Origin of the sequence: uncultured Jatrophihabitans sp., from assembly GCF_964244045.1 — a bacterium.
Classification (GTDB): Bacteria; Actinomycetota; Actinomycetes; order Mycobacteriales; family Jatrophihabitantaceae; genus Jatrophihabitans.
This window is the reverse complement of the sequence record NZ_CAXTHK010000003.1, coordinates 171,154-192,266: the sequence shown is the minus strand read 5'-3', so window position 1 is coordinate 192,266 and position 21,113 is coordinate 171,154. Positions and strand designations below refer to the sequence as shown.

The 21,113-nt window shown below is 68.4% G+C and carries 20 protein-coding genes; 10 read left to right on the top strand and 10 right to left on the bottom strand.

The genetic code is table 11. The features are described from left to right. Positions 1 to 3: 3 nt before the first annotated feature. Positions 4 to 1,152 (bottom strand): DNA polymerase III subunit beta, encoded by a 1,149-nt coding sequence (gene dnaN / locus ACFFC4_RS04075; RefSeq protein WP_375498035.1) that lies wholly within the window; start codon positions 1,150 to 1,152, stop codon positions 4 to 6. Between the two features lie 313 nt (positions 1,153 to 1,465). Then, entirely contained in the window at positions 1,466 to 2,884 is a 1,419-nt protein-coding gene (dnaA, locus tag ACFFC4_RS04070) for a chromosomal replication initiator protein DnaA (protein WP_375498033.1), read from the bottom strand. A 518-nt stretch (positions 2,885 to 3,402) separates the two neighbouring features. Here dnaA and rpmH point away from each other — a divergent pair. From rpmH to ACFFC4_RS04030, 8 genes are all read left to right on the top strand, one after another. Continuing rightward, positions 3,403 to 3,540, top strand: a complete 138-nt coding sequence (gene rpmH / locus ACFFC4_RS04065) for a 50S ribosomal protein L34 (protein WP_375484554.1) — start codon at positions 3,403 to 3,405, stop codon at positions 3,538 to 3,540. Positions 3,541 to 3,575: 35 nt separating this feature from the next. Further along, positions 3,576 to 3,941, top strand: coding sequence for a ribonuclease P protein component (gene rnpA / locus ACFFC4_RS04060; RefSeq protein WP_375498031.1), 366 nt, complete (start codon positions 3,576 to 3,578; stop codon positions 3,939 to 3,941). Next, positions 3,938 to 4,231: a membrane protein insertion efficiency factor YidD gene (gene yidD, locus ACFFC4_RS04055; protein WP_375498029.1), complete on the top strand. Its 294-nt coding sequence runs from the start codon at positions 3,938 to 3,940 to the stop codon at positions 4,229 to 4,231. Before rnpA ends, yidD begins: the two co-directional genes overlap by 4 nt. Positions 4,232 to 4,241: 10 nt before the next feature. Beyond that, positions 4,242 to 5,381: a membrane protein insertase YidC gene (yidC, locus tag ACFFC4_RS04050; protein WP_375498027.1), complete on the top strand. Its 1,140-nt coding sequence runs from the start codon at positions 4,242 to 4,244 to the stop codon at positions 5,379 to 5,381. Positions 5,382 to 5,457: 76 nt separating this feature from the next. Then, positions 5,458 to 6,051, top strand: a complete 594-nt coding sequence (locus ACFFC4_RS04045; protein ID WP_375498025.1) for a protein jag — start codon at positions 5,458 to 5,460, stop codon at positions 6,049 to 6,051. Then, positions 6,051 to 6,746 (top strand): 16S rRNA (guanine(527)-N(7))-methyltransferase RsmG, encoded by a 696-nt coding sequence (rsmG, locus tag ACFFC4_RS04040; protein WP_375498023.1) that lies wholly within the window; start codon positions 6,051 to 6,053, stop codon positions 6,744 to 6,746. Before ACFFC4_RS04045 ends, rsmG begins: the two co-directional genes overlap by 1 nt. Beyond that, a complete protein-coding gene (locus tag ACFFC4_RS04035) occupies positions 6,746 to 7,834 on the top strand; it encodes a ParA family protein (protein WP_375498021.1) in 1,089 nt (362 codons plus the stop codon). Before rsmG ends, ACFFC4_RS04035 begins: the two co-directional genes overlap by 1 nt. Continuing rightward, a complete protein-coding gene (locus ACFFC4_RS04030) occupies positions 7,827 to 8,885 on the top strand; it encodes a ParB/RepB/Spo0J family partition protein (RefSeq protein ID WP_375498019.1) in 1,059 nt (352 codons plus the stop codon). Before ACFFC4_RS04035 ends, ACFFC4_RS04030 begins: the two co-directional genes overlap by 8 nt. Here ACFFC4_RS04030 and ACFFC4_RS04025 read toward each other — a convergent pair. Then, complete coding sequence (locus ACFFC4_RS04025; protein WP_375498017.1) at positions 8,852 to 9,478, bottom strand: nitroreductase family protein; 627 nt, start codon at positions 9,476 to 9,478, stop codon at positions 8,852 to 8,854. The genes ACFFC4_RS04030 and ACFFC4_RS04025 overlap by 34 nt on opposite strands. An 82-nt stretch (positions 9,479 to 9,560) precedes the next feature. Here ACFFC4_RS04025 and ACFFC4_RS04020 point away from each other — a divergent pair, with 82 nt between their 5' ends. Next, the gene (locus ACFFC4_RS04020; RefSeq protein ID WP_375498150.1) at positions 9,561 to 10,769 is read left to right on the top strand and encodes a pyridoxal phosphate-dependent aminotransferase; all 1,209 of its coding nucleotides are present in this window, start codon (positions 9,561 to 9,563) and stop codon (positions 10,767 to 10,769) included. Between the two features lie 46 nt (positions 10,770 to 10,815). On the opposite strand, the gene ACFFC4_RS04015 is transcribed toward ACFFC4_RS04020, so the two are convergent. The 6 genes from ACFFC4_RS04015 to ACFFC4_RS03990 form a co-directional block, all read right to left on the bottom strand. Then, positions 10,816 to 11,934: an N-acetylmuramoyl-L-alanine amidase gene (locus ACFFC4_RS04015; RefSeq protein ID WP_375498015.1), complete on the bottom strand. Its 1,119-nt coding sequence runs from the start codon at positions 11,932 to 11,934 to the stop codon at positions 10,816 to 10,818. A 210-nt stretch (positions 11,935 to 12,144) separates the two neighbouring features. After that, positions 12,145 to 12,474 carry a thioredoxin gene (gene trxA / locus ACFFC4_RS04010; protein ID WP_375498013.1) on the bottom strand — a complete coding sequence of 110 codons (330 nt, stop codon included), beginning with the start codon at positions 12,472 to 12,474 and terminating at the stop codon, positions 12,145 to 12,147. A gap of 148 nt (positions 12,475 to 12,622) precedes the next feature. Further along, positions 12,623 to 13,600 (bottom strand): thioredoxin-disulfide reductase, encoded by a 978-nt coding sequence (gene trxB, locus ACFFC4_RS04005; protein WP_375498011.1) that lies wholly within the window; start codon positions 13,598 to 13,600, stop codon positions 12,623 to 12,625. Positions 13,601 to 13,672: 72 nt separating this feature from the next. Further along, positions 13,673 to 15,616, bottom strand: a complete 1,944-nt coding sequence (murJ, locus tag ACFFC4_RS04000; protein ID WP_375498009.1) for a murein biosynthesis integral membrane protein MurJ — start codon at positions 15,614 to 15,616, stop codon at positions 13,673 to 13,675. After that, entirely contained in the window at positions 15,613 to 17,796 is a 2,184-nt protein-coding gene (locus ACFFC4_RS03995) for a DUF6049 family protein (RefSeq protein ID WP_375498007.1), read from the bottom strand. The genes murJ and ACFFC4_RS03995 overlap by 4 nt, the downstream gene beginning before the upstream one ends. Then, entirely contained in the window at positions 17,793 to 18,380 is a 588-nt protein-coding gene (locus ACFFC4_RS03990; protein WP_375498005.1) for an NUDIX hydrolase, read from the bottom strand. Before ACFFC4_RS03990 ends, ACFFC4_RS03995 begins: the two co-directional genes overlap by 4 nt. A 29-nt stretch (positions 18,381 to 18,409) precedes the next feature. Between ACFFC4_RS03990 and ACFFC4_RS03985 the strand changes: the two genes are divergently transcribed. Further along, the gene (locus ACFFC4_RS03985) at positions 18,410 to 19,864 is read left to right on the top strand and encodes a CCA tRNA nucleotidyltransferase (protein ID WP_375498003.1); all 1,455 of its coding nucleotides are present in this window, start codon (positions 18,410 to 18,412) and stop codon (positions 19,862 to 19,864) included. On the opposite strand, the gene ACFFC4_RS03980 is transcribed toward ACFFC4_RS03985, so the two are convergent. Continuing rightward, entirely contained in the window at positions 19,821 to 21,113 is a 1,293-nt protein-coding gene (locus ACFFC4_RS03980) for an MFS transporter (protein ID WP_375498001.1), read from the bottom strand. The two genes, ACFFC4_RS03985 and ACFFC4_RS03980, sit on opposite strands and share 44 nt — an antisense overlap.

The following is a 21,113-nucleotide window of genomic DNA, read 5'->3' as shown; positions in this document are numbered from 1 at the left end:
CGATCAGCCGGGCAGCCGCACCGGCATGATCAGGTACGTGTACTCGGTGTCGCTCTCCGTCGGTCGCAGCACGACCGGCTTCGTCGAGGACGTGAACAACATCCGCGCCGTGCTGGTGGCCAGGGCGCCCAGGCCGTCGAGCAGGAACTGCGGGTTGAAGGCCGTGGTGATCGGCTCGCCGTCGTAGGCGACCTCGAGCTGTTCCTCGGCCCGTCCCTCGTCATCGCCGCCGGCCGTCAACGAGACGTTGCCGTCGGCGAATTCCATGCGCACCGGGGCGTTGCGGTCGGTGACCAGCGCGACGCGGCGGACGGCCTCGACGAGCGGCGGCACCGGGACCTCGGCGCTGGAGGCCCACTCGGTGGGCAGCAACGACCGATAGGCGGGGAACGTCGCGTCGAGCAGGCGGGTGGTTGCGCGGCTGGCCCGGCCATTGGTGGTACCGGCGAAGCCGATGATGCCCTCACCGGAACCGCCCGCACCCGCCCCATTCACTCCTGATAGTGCGATCGTCATCGACTCGCTGTTCGCCAGGCTCTTGGCCGCGTCAGCCAGGGTGCGGGCCGGGACGAGAACCTGGACGGCGGCCGCGCTCGGGTCGCCGGGGTGCCACGACAGCTCGCGCACGGCGAGGCGGTAGCGGTCGGTGGCCGCAAGGGTCAGCAAGTCGGCGTCGATCTCGAGTCGAACGCCGGTCAGCATCGGCAGCGTGTCGTCACGCCCGGCGGCCACCGCGACCTGCGCCACCGCAGCCGCGAATTCGGCGCCATCGACGGTGCCCGCGGTCGTGGGCATGTCGGGCAGCTTCGGGTAGTCGTCGACGGGCATGCCGGGCAACGTGAAGCGAGCCGAGCCACACGCGATCGTCAACCGCGAGCCGTCCAGGACGACGTCGACGGGATGCGGCGGCAGAGCCCGGGTGATGTCGGCCAGCAGCCGGCCGGACACGAGCGCCTGCCCGTCGGCGCCCGAGCTCACCTCGAGGTCGACCTGAGTCGACGCCTCGAGGTCGAAGCCGGACACCGAGAGCTGGTTGTCCTGCACCTGCAGGAGCAGGCCGGCGAGCACGGGCAGGGTCGGCCGGCTGGCCAGGCTGCGCGCTGCCCAGGTGACCGCATCGGCCAGAGCGTCACGCTCGACCCGGAACTTCATCGCCTACCTCCGTCGATGCTGTCGCCCCACGTCACGTCGGACTGGTGGCTGTCCATGTTGTCCACCGGGCTACAGCTCTGGTCGTTCACCATCAATGAATTGAGATTCTCGTCCATCGTCTTCGCAACTGTGGACACTGGGGATGACGTGCTCGATTGCCCACGAACGCTGGCCCGGCGCACCTTACGGGCTGTGGACGACAACGCCCGCGTCGTCCACCGGCGAATGACAATTCGGTGGACGACTGGGCGTCCGTCGGTGCCGTCCACACTGCGTCCGCCACGGTCCACAGGTCTGTCCACAGATACGCATGTCACGAGCGGGCCCGCACCTTGATGCGGCTGGTGAGCTCGGAGATCTGGTTGTAGACGGTCAGCTTCTCGGCCATCTGGGCACGAATCTTGCGCTCAGCGTGCATGACCGTCGTGTGGTCGCGGTTGCCGAACTTCTCGCCGATTTTGGGTAGCGAGAGGTCGGTGAGCTCGCGGCAGAGGTACATGGCCATCTGCCGTGCTGCGACCAGCGTGCGGCTGCGAGATTGGCCGGTGAGGTCGTCGAGGCTGATCTGGAAGTACTCGGCCGTGACGGCCATGATCGTCGGCGCGGTGATCTGTGGTGCGTCGTTCTCGCCCACGAGGTCCTTGAGGACCATCTCGGCCAGACCCAGCTCGACCGACTGGCGGTTCAGGCTGGCGAACGCGGTGACGCGGATAAGCGCCCCCTCGAGCTCGCGGATGTTGCTCTGGATCTTGGAGGCGATGAACTCCAGCACCACCGCCGGTGGGTTCGTGCCCTCCTGGGCCGCCTTCTTGCGCAAGATGGCGATGCGGGTCTCGAGGTCGGGGGCCTGCACGTCGCTGATCAGCCCCCACTCGAAGCGGGTGCGCAAGCGGTCCTCGAGCGAGTTCAGCTGCCGCGGGGACTTGTCAGAGCTGATCACGATCTGCTTGTTGGCATTGTGCAGCGTGTTGAAGGTGTGGAAGAACTCCTCCTGGGTGCGCTCGGCACGCTCCAGGAATTGGATGTCGTCGATCAGCAGCAGGTCAACCGAGCGGTAGCGCGTCTGGAAGGCCTGCATCTTGTCGTCGCGCACCGAGTTGATGAAGTCGTTGGTGAATTCCTCGCTGGAGATGTAGCGGGTGCGCAGGCCGGCCTGCAGCCGCTGCGCGTAATGCCCGATCGCGTGCAACAGGTGGGTCTTGCCCAACCCCGAGTCGCCGTAGATGAACAGCGGGTTGTAGGCCCGCGCCGGCGCCTCCGCCACGGCCACCGCGGCGGCGTGGGTGAAGCGGTTGCTGGAGCCGATGACGAAGGTGTCGAAGGTGTACTTCGGGTTGAGCCGGGTGTCGCGGGCGTCGTCGGCATGCTTGGGGCGGTAGGACGGCGTCAGGGTGCGCGGCGAGTCAGCCACCCAGTCGTCCTCGTCGGTCGTCAGCCCGTCGTCCAGATCGTCCTGCACCGGAGCGGCGCTGTCATTGCTCTGCACGGTGACAGCCACCCGGATGTCGCGGCCGAGTTCCTCGCTGAGCACAGATGCGATGAGCGGGCGTAGCCGGTTCTCGAGGTAATCCTTCGCGAAATCGTTCGGTGCCGCCAGCAACGCCGTGTCCTCGACAAGCCCGAGCGGTCGGGTGAGTCCGATCCAGGCCTTCTGCTGGGGGCGGATCGACGGATCCTCGAAGCGCGGTCTGGCTCTGTTCCAGACGGCGACCAGTTCGGCGCTGTCGTCCACGGGGCGGCTCTTCCATGTTGCATGTCGGTCGCGGGGGGACGTCACGACGATGGTGCTGGGCTGAGTTCCGACCCTCTCATGAAACGACATGCCGCCCGAAATCCACAGCGTTGTCCACAGACTGTGGACGGACGACACGATGGGCGTCGCGGGCGCAGACCCCAGGGGGTTCTGACATCCCGCAACCACCGTGACGCCACTCCACATTGAGCAGCGAGAGGGGAACCTACTAGCGGACTGTGAGGCACGACAATAGGTCCCGGCGTGTCGTTGGGCCCCACACCGGTAGGGGGCGTAGCCCCGGTCCGACGGGGCGGATTGGGTAGCGGATGCCCGGCAGTTTGACCAGCGCACACCTGGCTCCGTATCGTTGCAAGAGTGTGTGGGTTGCGCCGTGCGCCACCCACTGTCCGGAAGCCCGCGGCAGATCGCAACACCTACGTTGCACGTTCCATCGTCTGCACCTTCGCCCCCGCCGCGCGGTCACCGCATCGCTGTCGAACCAGGAGATCTGACCCGTGAGCAAGCGCACCTTTCAGCCGAACAACCGCCGCCGCGCAAAGACGCACGGGTTCCGGCTGCGCATGCGCACCCGCGCCGGGCGCGCCATCGTGTCCGCGCGCCGCCGCAAGGGCCGCAGCGAACTGTCCGCCTGAGCCTGGCGGCTCGAGTGCTGCCTAGTGCCCATCGGATGCGTCGCTCGACGGACTTCAGCACCGTCATGCGCGTCGGGCTCCGTGCGCGCACCGGGCGGGTCGTCGTGCACCACGCCTTGTCTCTGGACGGCACGTCTCTGGACGGCACGTCGTTGCACGGTCCGTCGAGTAGGCCGCCACTGGTCGGGTTCGTGGTGAGCAAGGCCGTCGGCAACAGCGTCGAGCGGCACACCGTCACCCGTCGGTTGCGCGCCCAGCTCGCCACCCGCCTGGATGCGCTTGCTCTCGGTAGCGGCACCGTCGTACGCGCGCTGCCGGGCGCGAGCGCGGCCGGTTCGGCCGAACTGGGTCGAGACCTCGACCATGCGCTGTCCCGGATCTCGAAGGGCGCGCGGCCGTGAGCCGTCGCACGCCGCTGGCCCGGGCCCTGGTCGCCCTCATCTCGTTGTACCGCACCGCGATCAGCCCGCTACGTCCACCTACCTGCCGCTATCTCCCGACGTGCAGCGAGTATGCCGTCGAGGCGATCAGCACGCACGGTTCGGCGCGCGGCGGCTGGCTGGCGCTGCGGCGCTTGCTGCGCTGCCACCCGTTGCACACCGGCGGGCACGACCCCGTGCCGCCGCTCGTTGGCCGGCCGGATCCCCACGACCTCTCTCACCGGGCCGTCCCCGCGACCGCCAGCCGCTAGGAGTATCTGAGTGCTGAACTTCCTCTACACCGCGGTCTCGTGGGTCCTGCTGCGTTGGCATGATCTGTTCAACGCCATCGGCGTCGGCGCGAACTGGGCCTGGGCGTTGTCGATCGTCTTCCTGGTCATTACTGCCCGGTTGCTGCTGTTCCGGCTGTTCGTCAAGCAGGTGCACTACCAGCGCAACATGCAGAAGATCCAACCGAAGATCCAGAAGCTGCGTGAGAAGCACAAGGGTGACAAGGCAGCCCTGAATCGCGAGATGATGGCCCTGCAGCAGTCCGAGGGGTTCAACCCGCTGGCCGGCTGTCTGCCGATGTTCCTGCAGATCCCGGTGTTCATCGGGCTCTACCACGTGCTGCGGCACATCTCGAACTCCAACCGGCTGTGCAACGCCACGACCCTGAAGGGCAGCAACAGCAAGCTGCTCGAGCTCTACACCTTCTCCGGCGGTCAGAAGGGCGAGACGTGTGACGCCGCTCGCGCACACATTTTCAACGCGCCGTTGGCCGCGTCGTTCCGCGACTCCAGTTCCATCATCAGGGGTCTCGGGGGCGACCCGTCGTCGACGAAGATCCTGCTGGTCATATTGTTGATCATCAGCGCTTCGGCGACGTTTGCCACCCAGCTGCTGGTGCGTGCGAACGCCACTACGCCGGCCGAGGGCACGGCGGCGACCGTGCAGAAGCTGATGCTGTACCTGATCCCGGTCGGCACGTTGGCCTCGGGGTTGCTGTTCAACTTCCCGCTCGGTGTCCTGCTGTACTGGTTCACGAGCAACCTGTGGACGCTGGGCCAGCAGGGCTACATCATTCGCTTCCACCCACCAGCCGACGAGGGCACGCCGGCGACGGTGGGCGCGGTCGGCAAGACTCTCGCGCCCAAGCCGGGCCAGCGCCCCGTACGCATGTCCAAGAACGGCACCTCTGCGACCTCTGCGGCCTCCGGATCCGGCGACGCCGCTAGTACCGGCGGAGCAGCGTCCCGCAGTGTGTCGGGGGCGGGCGCGGGCAGTGCAGGCACGAGCGGCGGTGCGACCCGTAGTGAGCCGGCCCGAGGTGCCGTGCCCCGACCGGGGCAGCGGCCCAATCGTCCGTCCGGCAAGCGGCCGCCGGCCAAACGCGCCACCCAGACCAAGAAGCGGCGCTGAACTCCCGCCCGCTCTGCCGTCTGGCCGATGAATCTGCCCGAGCAGCTGCTCGGGACCCGCAGGAGAGGAACACCCCGTGAGTAACACCGACACTGGCTACGAGCTGGCCACCCACGCCACCGGTACTGCCGACAAGCTGGACGCATCTTCCGAAACGGCCGACGATTCCGCGGACACCAGCGACGACGTCCCAGCCGAGCGGGCCGGTGATTCGCTCCTGGTGCAGGAGGGCGACATTGCGGCCGACTACCTCGAGCGCTTGCTCGATATTGTCGACTACGACGGCGACATCGATCTCGACGTCGAGAACGGCCGCGCCGCGGTCGCGATCGTGGGCGGCGACCTCCAGGCCCTCGTCGGCGGTCACGGCGAGACTCTCGACGCGCTGCAGGAACTGACCCGCCTTGCCGTGCAGCAGCAGACGGGCGTGCGCAGCCGGTTGATGCTGGACGTCAGCGGGCACCGTCAGGCGCGGCGTACCGAGCTCGAGAAGCTGGCCGCGGCCACCGCAGTCCGGGTGCGCGACAACGACGAGCCGGTGCGGCTCGCACCGATGAACCCGTTCGAGCGCAAGGTCGTCCACGACGCCGTCTCGGCGATCGAGGGTGTCATCAGCGAGTCCGAGGGCGAGGAGCCGCACCGGCGGGTTGTCATCCTGACCCAGCGGTGATGGACCCGGCCGACCACGTGGTCGGTTCGGAGCTGCCGGCGGCGACATCGGCTGCTCAGGCGTTGTTCGGTGACGCTCTCGAGCTGGCCGAGCGCTACGCACGACTGTTGGCCGGTCCCGGCATCGAGCATGGTCATCTCGGCCCGCGCGAGGTGCCGCGGATCTGGGAGCGACACCTCGCCAATTCGGCAGTGGTCACGGACCTCGTACCGGCGGGGGCCACGGTCGTCGATGTCGGCAGCGGCGCCGGGCTACCTGGGCTGCCGATGGCGATCCGGCGGGCGGACCTGCAGGTGGTGCTGGTGGAACCCATGTTGCGTCGATCGATGTTCCTCGAGCAGGCAGTCGTCGGGCTTGAGCTCGAGTCGCGGGTGCAGGTTCTGCGTGGGCGGGCCGAGGATCCCGCGACTCGGTTGGCAATCGGGGACGGCGCGTGGGTCACCGCCCGGGCCGTTGCTCCGCTTCCTCGGCTGTTGGGCTGGTGCCTGCCGCTGCTGGGCCCTGGTGGACGGCTGCTGGCCCTGAAAGGATCAAGAGCAGCCGACGAGGTGGCTCAGTTCCACGCTACGGCGCAACCTGCGCTACGAGCCTCGGTGGCCGAGATCGAGGTGGTCCAGCTGGGCCAGGAGTATGCGATGCCCGCTACTCAGGTAATCCGGGTGCAACGAAGCGCGCGGCGACGGAGGTCTCAGTGATGCAGGACAACAGTCCGCATGGCGATGCGCGGGTTTCACGTGAAACCGACCCGGTTGCGTTCCGCGCCGCCTCTAGTGGTGTTTCCCGTGAAACATTCATTGCCGAGACCGTCGGGCTCCCACTGCACACTGACGACGAGACCCCCATCGCACGAGAGGCAGCCCAGGCGATCCAGGTGCGCAACGTGCGCCAGGAGCAGTGGCTCCGCCCGCCGGCGACCCGGGTTATGACTGTCGCCAACCAGAAGGGTGGCGTGGGCAAGACGACGAGTGCGGTGAATGTTGCCGCCGCGCTGGCGTTGCACGGCCTGCGGGTGTTGTTGATCGACCTCGACCCGCAGGGCAACGCCAGCACTGCGTTGGGCATCGAGCACGGCGTCGGAACAGCGTCAATCTACGACGTGCTGCTCGGCGGCCGCGCGATCGCCGACGTCGTGCAGACCACGGAGTTCGCGCCGCTGCTGCAGTGCGTCCCGGCCACGTTGGACCTCGCCGGCGCAGACATCGAGCTCACCTCGCAGGTCGCGCGTGAGTACCGGCTGCAGCGCGCGCTCCAGACCTACCTCGCAGCGGACCGATCCGCTGACCGAGCCGCCGATCATGAACCGGTCGACTACGTCCTCATCGACTGCCCGCCGTCGCTGGGACTACTGACCCTGAACGCTCTGGTGGCGGCCCGCGAGGTGTTGCTGCCGATCCAGTGCGAGTACTACGCGCTCGAGGGTCTGGCGCAGTTGGTCAAGACGGTCGAGCTGGTGAAATCGCACCTCAACCCGACGCTCGAGGTGACCACCGTGCTGCTGACCATGTACGACAGTCGCACTCGGCTAGCCGATCAGGTTGCCGACGAGGTCCGTAGGCACTTCGGTGACCTCGTGCTGACTCCCACAATTCCGCGCAACGTCCGGGTGTCCGAGGCTCCTGGTTTCGGGCAGACGGTCATCACCTATGACGCCGGCTCCCGGGGCGCTATCGGATACGTTCAAGCAGCGCGCGAACTCGCCGAGCGCGGGGCTCGCCCGATCGGCATGCCCGCGGCGGCAGCACAGTCATCGGTCACGACAGCGTCGGAGGATCGCAATGAGTAACAAGCAGCGTCGTGGCGGCCTCGGGCGGGGCCTGGGGGCGCTGATTCCCACCGCGCCCCCGGAGCCGGCTTCCGAGGCGGATGCGACCGGCGACCGCGCGGCGTCCCTCGACTCGCTTGACTCGCCCGACGCCTCACCGACTGCGGGCGCCGAAGCAGCAGCGGCTCGGGCCGAGCACGATTCCCCGGCCGAGGTGCCGGGCGCGACGCTGGCCGAGGTTCCCGTCGCCGACATCCACCCGAACGCCAGGCAACCCCGGCAGGTGTTCGACGAGGACGCGTTGGCCGAACTCAGCCATTCGATTCGGGAATTCGGCGTCCTGCAGCCCGTCGTCGTTCGCGCTGATCCGGCGGGAGGCTACGAACTGGTCATGGGGGAGCGCCGGCTGCGGGCGGCCATCGCGGCCGGGCTGGAGCGCATCCCAGCCATCGTGCGCACCACCACCGACGACGCCATGTTGCGCGACGCCCTGCTGGAGAACATCCACCGCGCGCAGCTGAACCCGTTGGAGGAGGCAGCTGCATACCAGCAGCTGCTGCAGGAGTTCGGGACCACCCACGACGAGCTGGCGCAACGGATCGGACGCAGCCGGCCCCAGGTCAGCAACACGATCCGGCTGCTGAACCTGCCGGTTGCCGTGCAGCGACGGGTGGCCGCTGGCGTGCTCTCGGCCGGCCACGCCCGGGCCTTGCTCGGCCTCGATGACCGGGACAGCCAAGACGAGTTGGCCGGGCGAATAGTTGCCGAGGGCCTGTCCGTACGGGCCACCGAGGAGCTGGTGTCGCTGGCCCAGCGCGGCGACGACGGCGCTCCGCGCGTGCGCCGCCCGCCCGCGCGCACGATCACTGCCCCGGCCGTCACCGAGCTGGCTGCGGACCTGTCCGATATCTTCGACACCCGCGTGCGCGTCGACATCGGCAGGCGCAAAGGGAAGATCACCGTCGAATTCGGCTCGATCGACGACCTGGAACGGATCGTCGCCGTGATGGCGCCGAAGGTCTCGGCGCAGCGGCGGGGTCAGGCGACGGGTTCGGCTCCGAACGAGCCATAGGCGACGACATCGTGCAGGCTGCGTCGGCCGCGCTTCAGCGACGGCGAGCGCACGTCGGGTGCGGAGTTGTTAGGTGCGGAGTAGCCGAGGCTGACGACGCCGACCGGGTCGAGCCGTTCCGGCACCGAAAAGGCGGTACGGAAGCGCGCCCAGTGTTTACCCGGCACCCCGAAGAAGCAGCTGGCCAGCCCGGCGTCCTGGGCGGCCAGCAATATGATCATCGCGGCCATCCCGGTGTCGACGTGCCAGTAGGGGATCGGCCAGCGCTCCACGTCTCGATCGGTCCAGCCCTTGTCGGGTTCGGCGTAGCGCTCGAGATAGGCCTCCCGATCGGACAGGCAGACGATCAACACGGGCGCGGTCCGCATTCGGGTCAGCCAGCGATCCGCTGCGCCGTCGGTCGTGGCCGTCCAGAACCTGGACTTCGATGTTATGTCAGCTAGTACGAGGAATCTCCAACCTTGGGTATGGCCTGCTGACGGCGCCCGAATCGCGAGGTTAAGTAGGTTTTGCACCACGTCCGGCGGCACCGGACGGTCGGGGTCGTACGAGCGGATCATGCGGCGGCGGCGGACGACCTCAGCGAATTCCACTGCCTCACTGTGCCAGGCGAGAATTGGTTAATCGGCTTTAGGCGAATGTGCCGTCGTGACTAGGGTGGCCAGTGTGGACCTGATGCAGTCGCGCAAGCTCCAGGACGTCTGTTACGACATCCGGGGACCGGTCCTCGACGAGGCCAAACGCCTCGAGGAGGAAGGTCGCCGGATCCTTAAGCTCAACATCGGCAACCCGGCACCGTTCGGTTTCGAGGCGCCTGACGAGATCCTGGTCGACGTCATTCGCAACCTGCCGACTGCGCAGGGGTACTCGGACTCGCAGGGCCTGCTCTCGGCCCGCACTGCCGTGATGCACCACTACCAGGCGCAGGGCCTGGACAACATCGACGTCGACGATGTGTGGCTCGGCAACGGGGTCAGCGAGCTGATCTCGATCAGCCTGCAGGCCATGCTCGACAACGGCGATGAGGTGCTGGTCCCGGCACCGGACTATCCGCTCTGGACGGCCACCACGTCCCTGGCCGGCGGCCGGCCGGTGCACTACCGCTGCGACGAAGAAAATGAGTGGCAGCCGGACCTCGAGGACATCCGCTCGAAGATCTCGACGCGCACCAAGGCCATTGTCATCATCAACCCGAACAACCCCACCGGGGCCGTTTACAGCGAGGCGATGCTGCTGCAGCTGGCCGATCTCGCGCGCGAGCACAGTTTGGTCGTGCTGTCCGATGAGATCTACGACAAGATCCTCTACGACGACGCGGTGCACGTGCCGTTCGCGCGGATCGCGCCGGATGTCTTCACGCTGACGTTCAACGGCCTGTCGAAGGCCTACCGGGTTGCCGGGTTCCGGTCGGGGTGGATGTTGGTGACGGGTCCCAAGCGGCACGCGGCAAATTATCTCGAGGGCATCTCCATCCTGGCGAACATGCGGCTGTGCGCGAACGTGCCGGCCCAGCACGCCGTGCAGATCGCGCTCGGCGGCCGGCAGAGCATCCGCGAGCTGATCCTGCCCGGCGGTCGGCTGCTGGCCCAGCGCGATGCGGCGGTACAGGCGTTGCGGGCGATCCCGGGCGTGACCTGCGTGCAGCCGAAGGGCGCGCTGTACGTGTTTCCGCGGCTGGATCCGGAACGGTACCCGATCCGCGACGACCAGCAGTTCGTGCTCGAATTCTTGCGCTCGCATCACGTCCTCGTGGTGCAGGGCAGTGGGTTCAACTGGTTCGCCCCGGATCACCTGCGCATCGTGACGTTGCCGTACCCGGATCAGTTGAGAGCTGCAATCGAGCGGCTCGGCGAATTCCTGTCGAGCTATCAGGGTGATCTCTGACGGGTGGTCTGAGCCTGTCAGCGCTCGGTAACCTCGGCCCAACCTGTCAGTGCGCGGCAGCCGGAATGCGCATGACCCCCGTGGTGGGATCATCGCCGAACGGCAGGTATAGGCGCTGCACGGCGACCAGCAGTCCCTCAGCCATGGTGTCCCGGAACAGCGGGTCCAGCAGCTTGCTGCGATCCTCCGCTGCGCTGAGATAACCCAGCTCGACGCGCACGGTGGGCATCCGGGTCAGTCGCAGCAACGACCAGGTCTTGCCGTGGATGCGGCAGTCGAGCATGCCGGTGCGCGCCACGAGTTCGCGCTGGGCGAGATCGGCCAGGCGCTCACCGATCGTCGAGCTGGACTCGCCCGCGCCGTAGTAGTACGCGGCGATGCCGTTGGCGCGCGGCGACGCCGAGCCGTCGATGTGGATGGACAGCAGCAGGTCGGCGCCGACCTCGTTCGCCAGCTGCGCCCGCGCCTCGTCAGTGGCGCCGTTGTGCGGGCCACGGGTGGACCAGGTCTGCACGCCCAGCGCGCTGAGCCGGCCCTGCAACCGGGAGGTGAGCTCCCAGACGAGGTCGGCCTCGCGGATGCCGTCGACCACCACGCCGCCGTCGCTGCCGCCGTGGCCGGCGTCCAGGACGATGCGCTTGCCTAGCAAATTCGGGCCGGAGTCGGCCACGGCAATCTGATCACGGAGCAACTGCGGGCGTCCGCCCACTACCCGGCGGCCGAGCTGGCGCAGTGCCCGCAGCGTGTCGAGCCCGCAGATGCCGTCGGCAATGAGCCCGTAGTCTCGCTGGAAGCTGCGTAGCGCTGCCGCGGTACTGAGCCCGAAGACGCCGTCGGCGCGGGACAACGTAAAGCCGAGCTCCATGAGCTGCGTTTGCAGCTCGGCGACGTCGTCACCGAACAGCGGTTGACCGGCCTCGTGGGCCAGCGGACGGTCGCCGAGCTTCCAGTGCGCGCCGGTGAGGGCGGCGAATGTCTCCCGACCCACCGTGCCGTCGACGGAGATACCGCGACGCTGCTGGAAATGCCGGACGGCCAGCTCGGTCGCGTCGTCAAAAGTGTCTGCGGACGCGGGCGCGGTGTTGTTCAGCAGCCCGATGGTGGCCAGCATGGCCCGAACCTGGGCCACGGCGCTGCCGGTATCACCGAGGCGCAATGGCTGCATGAGCGTCGGACCTCGGCAATCGCATCGGGGTAACGGGACCGGGCGGGCCGACAGATCATCGGACCTCGGTCATTCTGCCTCAGTGTGCCTCAGTCGGTCGCCGTGCCGTACGCGGAACACGGCGCACCTTCAGATGTCTCGGCAGCCAGCCCGGACAACGACGCGAGGCGGCCACCCACAGGGTGACCGCCTCACGTGGCAGCACGAGTATCAGCCGACGAAATCGGTCAGCTCTCGCAGGATGGCGGCCTTGGGCCGAGCACCGACGATGGTCTTGACCAGCTCGCCGCCCTGGAACACGGCCATCGTGGGGATGGACATGACCTGGTATTTGCGAGCCGTCTCCGGGTTCTCGTCGATGTTGAGCTTCGCAATGGTGAGCTTGCCGGCCTGCTCGCCGGCAATCTCCTCGAGCACGGGAGCCACCTGACGGCACGGTCCGCACCACTCGGCCCAGAAGTCGACGAGGACCGGCCCGTCGGCGTTCAGGACATCTGTGTCGAAGCTGCTGTCGGTGACGGCCTTGGTGTTGGCGCCCATGATGTGTCTCCTGTCGATGTGGTGTCGGCCGGCGAGCCGACCCGTAAGTGGAACGCGAGCGAGATGGCGCAGATTCCTGATCGAGGGCGTCGTCAGGTTGTTTCCCGTGAAACGTGTGTGACTCAGCGATGCTGGCGTGCCCCGAGAGTCAGGCGTTACCGACCAGCACCGATCGCTCGGTGGCTAGCGAAGGCGCTGATGGGTCATCCAGCGCGGCCAGGTAGCGCTCGGCGTCCAGGGCCGCTTGACACCCGCTGCCTGCGGCGGTGATCGCCTGCCGGTAGGTGTGGTCGACCAGGTCGCCGGCAGCGAACACTCCGTTGACATTCGTGTACGTGCCGTCGTGGGTCAGTACGTAACCCTCGGCGTCTAGGTCGATCTGGCCCTTGACCAGTTCGCTGCGCGGGTCGTGGCCGATGGCAATGAACAGACCTGTCACCTCGAGCTCGCGCTCAGCACCGGTGGTGGTGTCGCGTAGGCGCACGCCGGACACCGACGTTTCACCGTGGATGTCGACAACTTCGCTGTTCCATGCCCAGCGAATCTTCGGGTCGTTCTCCGCGCGTTCGATCATGAACTTGCTGGCGCGCAACGAGTCTCGTCGGTGCACCACAGTGACTGACCGGGCGAAGCGGCTGAGGAATGTCGCCTCCTCCATCGCCGTGTCGCCGCCACCCACCACCGCGATGTCGTGGTCGCGGAAGAAGAACCCGTCACAGGTCGCACACCACGAGACGCCGTGACCGGACAGCGCGTCCTCGCGTGCCAGGCCGAGCGACTTGTAGGCCGAGCCCATGGACAGGATGACCGCATCCGCGGTGTACTCGGCGTCGTGTGTGCGCACCACTTTGACAGCACCGGACAGGTCGAGCGAGGTGACGTCGTCAGATACGAGCTCGGCGCCGAACCGCTCGGCCTGGGTGCGCAGGTTGGCCATCAGTTCTGGCCCCATGATGCCGTCCGGGAAGCCCGGGAAGTTCTCGACGTCGGTCGTGTTCATCAAGGCACCGCCGTACTGGCTGCCCTCGAAGACGAGCGGAGCGAGGTCGGCACGAGCGGTGTAGAGCGCAGCCGTGTAGCCGGCCGGGCCGGAGCCCACGACGATGACCTTGCGGTGCTGAGTCACGATTTCATCCTCCGTTGTTACGACGCTGTCCGCGCAACGATGGCGGGCGCCGCGCTGTTCCCGGGCGGCGAGTCAGCGGCGGCGCACCGACGCCACCGCCTCCTGCACGTCGGGGATCCGCAGCCGCCAGATGACGACAGCGATGACGGCCAGCCCGAGCAGCCCACCCCCGACGAGCCCGGCCCAGGAACCGAAGCGGGCCGCGCCGAGCGAGGAGCGGCACACCACCACGATGCCGTACGCCGCGGCACCGCCGAGCGCCGACGCCCCGGCGACGCGCGCGACGGTAGCGGCGACGCGACGCATGCCCAGCCGGCCCAGCTGACGGGTCAGCACGAAGTGACCCACGATGGCGCCGACGACGTAGGACATCGATGTCGCGATGTTCAGCCACTCCACGGCGCGGGCCGACGGGTGCAGGTTGACGTTCGTCCCGGTCGGCGCTGCGTAGACGCTGTTGGTGACGAGCACCAACGTCACCTTGGTCCCTACCATGAACGCGTTGATCAGCGTCGGCGTGCGACCGTCGCGCATGGCGTAGAACACGCGCAACTGCAGCATGACGACGGCGAACGGGAACAGCCCGAAGGCCGACCACGCCAGCGACGAACCGATCAACCGTGCCCCGAGGATGGACGTCTCGCCGTACGCGAACAGGGTGACGGTCATGGCCGGTGCTAGCGCGATGAGCAAAGCGGTGACAGGAAGCAGCGCGACCGCAGACAGCCGGGCACTGAGTGACAGGTCGGCCACCACGGCTGCGTTGTCGCCACGAACGGCGGCGCGCGACATGCGCGGCATGATCGCCGTCAGCAGCGACACGACGAGGATCCCGTAGGGCATCTGGAACAACAGGTCGGCGTAGGTGAAGATGCCGAACCCGCCGTTGCGGGTGCCGACGTACTGGATCACCGTCACGCCGATCTGGCTGACCACCACGTAGGTGAGCACCCAGCCGGCCAACGAACCGACCTCGCGCATCCGGCCGACCTCGTTGGGGTGGGCGCGGAAGCGCCACTGCCAGGTGAAGCCCGATCGGCGCAGGGCGGGCAGCAGGACGAGAGCCTGGGCTGCGATGCCCAGAGTGGTGCCGATGCCGATCACCAGGATCTGCGGTGTGGTGATGCTTCGCGGGTCGAGGGTCGCCGGGCCGGGCAGCGCCCAGAACACGCCGACCGTCACGATCATGATCACGTTGTTGAGCACGGGCGCCCAAGCCCCAGCCCGGTAGCTGTGCCGGATGTTCAGCACCGAGACGAACATCGCCCCGAGGCCGTAGAAGAAGATCTCGGGTAGCAACAACGTGGCGAACAGGCTCGTCAGTTCGCGTTTGGGTCCTGCCGGGGCGAACCCGGCCGCGATGAGCGGCGCGGCGGCAACCGCGACCAGGGTCATCGCCGCGAGCGCGGCGGTGGCGATCGAGAGCAGTCGCTGGGTGTAGGCGATGCCCTCGTCGTCGTCGTGCGCCTGGGCCTGGACGAGCAGCGGGATGAGCACGCTGGACAGCACGCCGCCGAGCAACAGCTCGTAGATCATATTGGGCAGGTTGTTGCCCGAGTTGTAGGAGATGCCGACCGCGCCGACGCCCAGTGCAGCGGCCAGCAGGATGCTCCGCACGAAGCCGGTGATCCGGCTGATCAGGCTCGCCACCGCGATCGACCCGCTGGCGGCCATCAGCCCGCGGGTGGTGTTCTCCTGCGCCGCGGCGTCCGTACCGGTATCCGAGGGCGTCGGCTCGGCCTCGGCGGCCTGCAGGGAGACGGTCTCGATCCCGGCGGCCTCGCCCGCCGGCTCGGGGGCAGCGTGCGCCGGCGCGCGGCGGCGGCGAGGCCGCCCGGTGTAAGTGGTGTCGCTCCAGCGCGCCGCCTCGCCGCCGTCGACGTCACGATCGACCTCGCTGTCGACGAGCACCGATCCCATCGGGTCTGCCTCGGTGAACATCCGCGGTTCGAAGGGCTGGCTGCCGTTGTACAGCGTGGGGCTGCCCCACTCGTCCTCGGTGACCGGTGCAGTCATGAGGACGCCGCCTGGGCGCGCCTGGTGCGGATGCGCAGGACGCGTCGGACATAGCGCACAATCAGCGCCAGTACCAGGACGATGCCGGACGTGATGGTGATGACTACGCCGATTGTGCCCAGCACGGTGCTGTGCACGATGAGCATCACCGGATCGCCGAGCCGGTAGTTGTCGGCGGTGTACAGCTGCGCCTGCACCGGGATGCGCCCGGACCGCTGCACGCGGGTCGGGATCTTGAAGGTCCTCGTCGAATTGCCGGCGACCTGGACAACGCCGATCTCGCTGGCCGGCAGGCCCGGCAACCCGCCGACGGTGTCCACCGAGACGCGCACCCGAACGCTCAGCGGCGAGTCGTTACGCACCGAGATGGGCAGCGGCGCGTCGCTGGAGGCCAGGGTGTAGCTACCGGACGAGGGCTTACGGATGTTGACCTTGGTCAGATAGCCGGACAGTTGCTCGGCCAGGACACGGGCCCGCTCCGCCCCTGGTGTGGGCCCGCCACCGACGCCGGGACCCGCTCCTGCCCGGCTCCACGCTGCCGATTCAGTGCGCTGTACCGCGCTGGGCAGGGCGGCCACCACCAATCTGCCGGCAGCCGACCCGCCGACGCCGCCGATCAAGGACTCGACCGGCTTGAGGTAACCGGTCACCGAACTGATGGTGTCCAGCTGCTCCGTGGTCAGACCGGTCGACGTGGCCACGAGCGAGCGGACCGAGCTGCGGGCGGTCGACGCGGGAAGCGCGTCCGTCGCGGCGATCGCGCTGACAGGTTGACTGAACACCGATCTCGAGGTGGTGAGGATGGTGTTCGCGGCGACGTCTATGGACGGCGGATCCACATAGCGCTGCGCGGTGAGTACAGCGTTCTGCAGGGAACCGGGGTTCTGAGCCACCCGGATCGCCAGCTCGGCGACCAGGGCCGGCAGCGCGCCGGTGGATCCGCCCAGGGCGGCCTGGGCGTACCGCTGCAGCGCTGGTGAGGTCAGCAGTGCGGTGACAGGTTTGGCCGAGGTGCGCAACCGGGCTACGGAGACCGGAATGCCGGCACGGGTGCTGGGTCGTACACGTGACCCGTCGAGGACCACCGTGTCCGCGCCGCCGGCCACCAACCTGTCCAGCGTCTTGACGGTTGCCGAATTGGCAGGGGGCCAGGCAAGGGTGTGTGTCGGTTCACGATCGCCGCCGAGGGCGGTGCTCACGTTCGCAGCGACAGCTGTGGAAAGACCTGTCGACCAGGACAGGTGATGCTGGGACAGCCCTGTCACATCCGGATCGGCGAGCGGGGTGAGCTCCACGTCGACACTTGAATTGTCGGCGAGGACCGCTTGCAACCGCGTCAGCCAGCCGGCGGCGGCCTGCTGGCCGGTGCCCGCCGTGACCGTGCCGTTGCTCGCCCGCACGGTGTACCTGCCGAGCGACATGGTCTGCAGCTCGTCGAGGAGTTCTGGATCGACAAACAGGGTCAGCGGAACGGCGTTGGGGACCTGCTCGACCTTCTCCACGACCTGCAGGGCCCGGTCCAGGCGACCGCCCGCGACCGAGGTGGCGAGATCGTCGTCGGTGAACACGGTCCCGTCGGCGTCGCGATGCGGCCGGTCGATCAACGGCCAGATCCAGGTCACGCCGATTTTGCGCGACGGCGGCTCGTCGAAAACGGGCAGGTAGGTGCGGGTGCCACCAAGCACTTCAGCTGCTCCATCGACGACGGTTCGCGCCGTCAGGTCGATCGGGTAAACCGCGTTGGCGCACAGGCAGATGCGTTGGTGGTCCTCCTTGCTGGTCGTGGTCCGGAACGTAGTGGTGACGGACCCGCCAGGGGGCAGTGACACCGTCGCCTCCTGGAACGTGATGATCGGCTTACCGTCGGTCCGCGCGGCCGAGTCGGCGAGCGAGGAGTTCAAGGCGGTCTGCGTGCCGATCGGCGTACCACGTTCACCCGTCAACGTGACGTTCGACAGCGTGGCATCTGTTGTGTTGTCCAGAGATACGGTGATGGTCAGGGAACGCGCGGTTGACGTGATCGCCGGGGTCAACGGGTTCACCGACAGCACGGTCACCGTGACCGGAGCACGTGCCTGGGCGACCGCCGGAGTCACCAACGGAACAGGTGACAGGATCGAGGTGCTCAGCAAGGCAACCAGGGTGCCGAGCATCGCTGCCCAACTACGGGTATTGCTCACGCGCTGTCCGCGAGCAACCTGCCCGCGGTGTCGACCAGACCGCGTTCGTCCGGGTAGGCCAGCTGGGCACGGATGTCGGGCAGCGGTACCCAGGCGACCTCGTCGACCTCGAGGTCGGCGTCGGAGAGCTCCCCGCCGGTGCGGCGCATCAGGTAGTGCTGCACTGTCTTGTGTATGCGACGGCCCTCGGCCACGAACCAGAAGTCGATGGTGCCGAGTTCGGCGACGATGACTCCGGCGATGCCGGTCTCCTCCTCGACCTCGCGGACGGCAGCCTGCTCGGCGGTCTCGCCGGCCTCGATGTGACCCTTGGGCAGCGACCAGAGCAACCGGCCCTGCCGGTCGGTGCGCCCGATGAGGGCACCACGCGGGACGTCACCGGCAAGGTCGAGCACGAGACCGCCGGCACTGAACTCATCGACCTGACGCAGCCAGCGGCGCGGCCTGCGCCGTCGCCGAGCCCCGCTCGCGCCCTCACCACCGCCCCCGGTGCGTCCGCCCGTGCCCTGCGCCGCTCGGCCGCCCTTGTGCCGATCGCTTGGTGGTCCCGGCCGGGGCTGCGGCGCGTCGGGGCCAGGGGACATGGCCCGATGGTAACCGGCAGGCCTCGGTAATGCCTGGCAACTGGGTACGCTGGCCGTCCGTGACACCGCCAGCAGGCTCCCCCGCCGATCTCGTCCCCGTCCCGCCGGTCGCGGCGACCCTCGGGGGCGCTTTCGCCGCGGCGGGTCACGAACTGCACCTCGTCGGCGGCCCGGTACGCGACGCGTTGATGGGTCGCCCGTGCACCGATCTCGACTTCACCACCGACGCCCGCCCCGAGCAGATCCGCGCTGTTGTCGAGCCGCTTGCATCGGCAGTCTGGACGACCGGGATCGCGTTCGGCACCATCGGCGCCCGCGTCGAGGGCCTGATGTGCGAGATCACCACGTTCCGGGCCGACCGCTACGACCGGATCAGCCGCAATCCCGAGGTCGCATGGGGCGATTCGTTGGTCGACGACCTGCGGCGGCGCGACTTCACCATGAACGCGATGGCCGTCTCCGTCACCGGTGACCGGCTGTTCAGCGATCCGTACGGTGGGCTGGCCGATTTGGCGCGCGGCGCGCTGCGGACGCCGGGCACGCCGGAGGAATCCTTCGCCGACGACCCGTTGCGGATGCTGCGCGCGGCGCGGTTCGTCTCAACGTTGGGAGTCACCATCGAACCCGCGGTCCGGGCGGCGATGACGGACATGGCGGGCGAGCTCGCGCGCATCACGCCGGAACGCGTGCTGGCCGAGCTGACCAAACTCCTGCTCGGCGCGCACCCGCGCGCGGGTCTGGAGGTACTTGTCGATACCGGGCTTGCGGCCGTCGTGCTGCCGGAGCTGCCGGCGCTGCGAATGGCCGCCGACGAGCACGGCCAGCACAAGGACGTCTACGCGCACACCCTGCAGGTGCTCGATCAGGCGATTGAACTGGAGACCGACGGGCCGGATCTGGTTCTGCGCTGGGCCGCGTTGCTGCACGACGTCGGCAAGCCGGCTACCCGCGCGTTCCTGCCCGGCGGGCGGGTGACCTTCCACCACCACGAGGTCGTCGGCAAGCGGATGGCCCGCGACCGGCTCAAGGCGCTGCGCGCGAGCAAGGAGCTGATCGACGACGTCGGGAGGCTGGTGTTTCTGCACCTGCGTTTCTACGGGTACCGCAGCAGCGAGTGGACGGACTCCGCGGTGCGCCGCTACGTGGTCGACGCCGGGCCGCTGCTGCCCCGCCTGCACAAGCTCGTCCGCTCCGACTGCACCACTCGCAACAAGCGCAAGGCGGCGACGTTGTCCACGGCCTACGACACCCTCGAGCAGCGCATCGCCGCGCTCCAGGAGCAGGAGCAACTCGACGCCGTCCGCCCCGACCTGAACGGCAACGAGATCATGCAGCTGCTCGGGATCCGGCCGGGGCCGCTCGTCGGCCGGGCCTACAAACATTTGCTTGCCCTGCGGATGGAGCACGGCCCGCTCGGGGCCGACGGCGCGGAGGCCGAACTCAGACGCTGGTACGCAACGCAGGGCCCGACCGCGAACGGCTGACGTAGAGCACCGCGCCGAGCGCCCACGCCAGAGCGAGCACTGCAACGGCGGTTGAGCTGCGGCCGGTCTCGGGCAGGGCGACGGCGGTCAATGTGGCGGCCAGGACCAGCGCGACGTTGAACAGCATGTCGTAGAGCGCGAACACCCGGCCGCGGAACGCGTCGGGGGTGTCGTGCTGGATGACGGTATCGACGCTGATCTTGATGCTCTGCGAGGTGAAAGCCAGCAGCAGCGCGGCCACCAACAGCCACGGTTGGGTGAACCGCAACCCGCACACGACCTCGATCACCGCGCTGGCCAGCAGCATGGCTCCCGGCCAGGCCGTGGGGCCGAACCGGCGGAAGGCGCTCGGGGTGATTACCGAGGCCAGCCCGCCGCCTATGGCGACGCCGGCGACGATCTGGCTGAGCCCGGCCAGCCCCGCACGGAACACGCCGTCGTTGTCGAAGTAGTTGCGGTAGAGCAGGACGGTGCAGACCGTCCACACCCCGTAGAGCAACCGGTGCACGCCGATCATGGCCAGCCCGCGCTCGACGTTCGGCAGGCTGCGCACGGTGCGGGCGCCGGCTGCCAACCCGCGCGCTACCTCGCGCGGCGTCTCACGCCGGCGGCGCTCGTCCTCGGACGGCCCGAGCTCGCGCAGGGTGAAGCGCAGGGCGCTCAACGAAGCCACGGCGTAGGGAACCACAGCAAGAGTGGCCACGAGTCCGTAGTTGACGCTGCTGTTGCCCAGCAGCGAGCGCAGGCCGATGGCCAGCCCGCCGCCGGTCGCCGCCGCGATCGTCCCGGCGGTGGAGTTCAGGGCGTTCGCGGTGACGAGCTCCGTCTCGGCCACCACCCGGGGAAGTGCTGCGGACAGGGTCGACAGCACGAACCGGCTGATTGAGATCACGACCAGGCCGGAAGCGTAGAAAGGCACCCCGTGCACGCCCGCGGCCAGTTCGGCCGCGACCCCCAGCACGGCGACCGCCCGGACGAGGTTCGCCACCGCGAGCACCCGGCGCCGCCACCAGCGGTCGATGAAGACGCCGGCGAACGGGCCGATGAGTGAATACGGCAGCAGCAGCACCGCGAACGCCGCCGCGACATCGGCGGCGTGACCGGCCCGCTGCGGGTCGAACAGGACGGCGCCGGCCAGGCTGGCCTGAAAGACCCCGTCGCCGAACTGCCCGGCCAACCGCACCCGGAACAGCCGCCGGAAGCGGGAGTCGCCCAGCGCGGACAACAGGTGATGCGTCCGCAGGGCCAC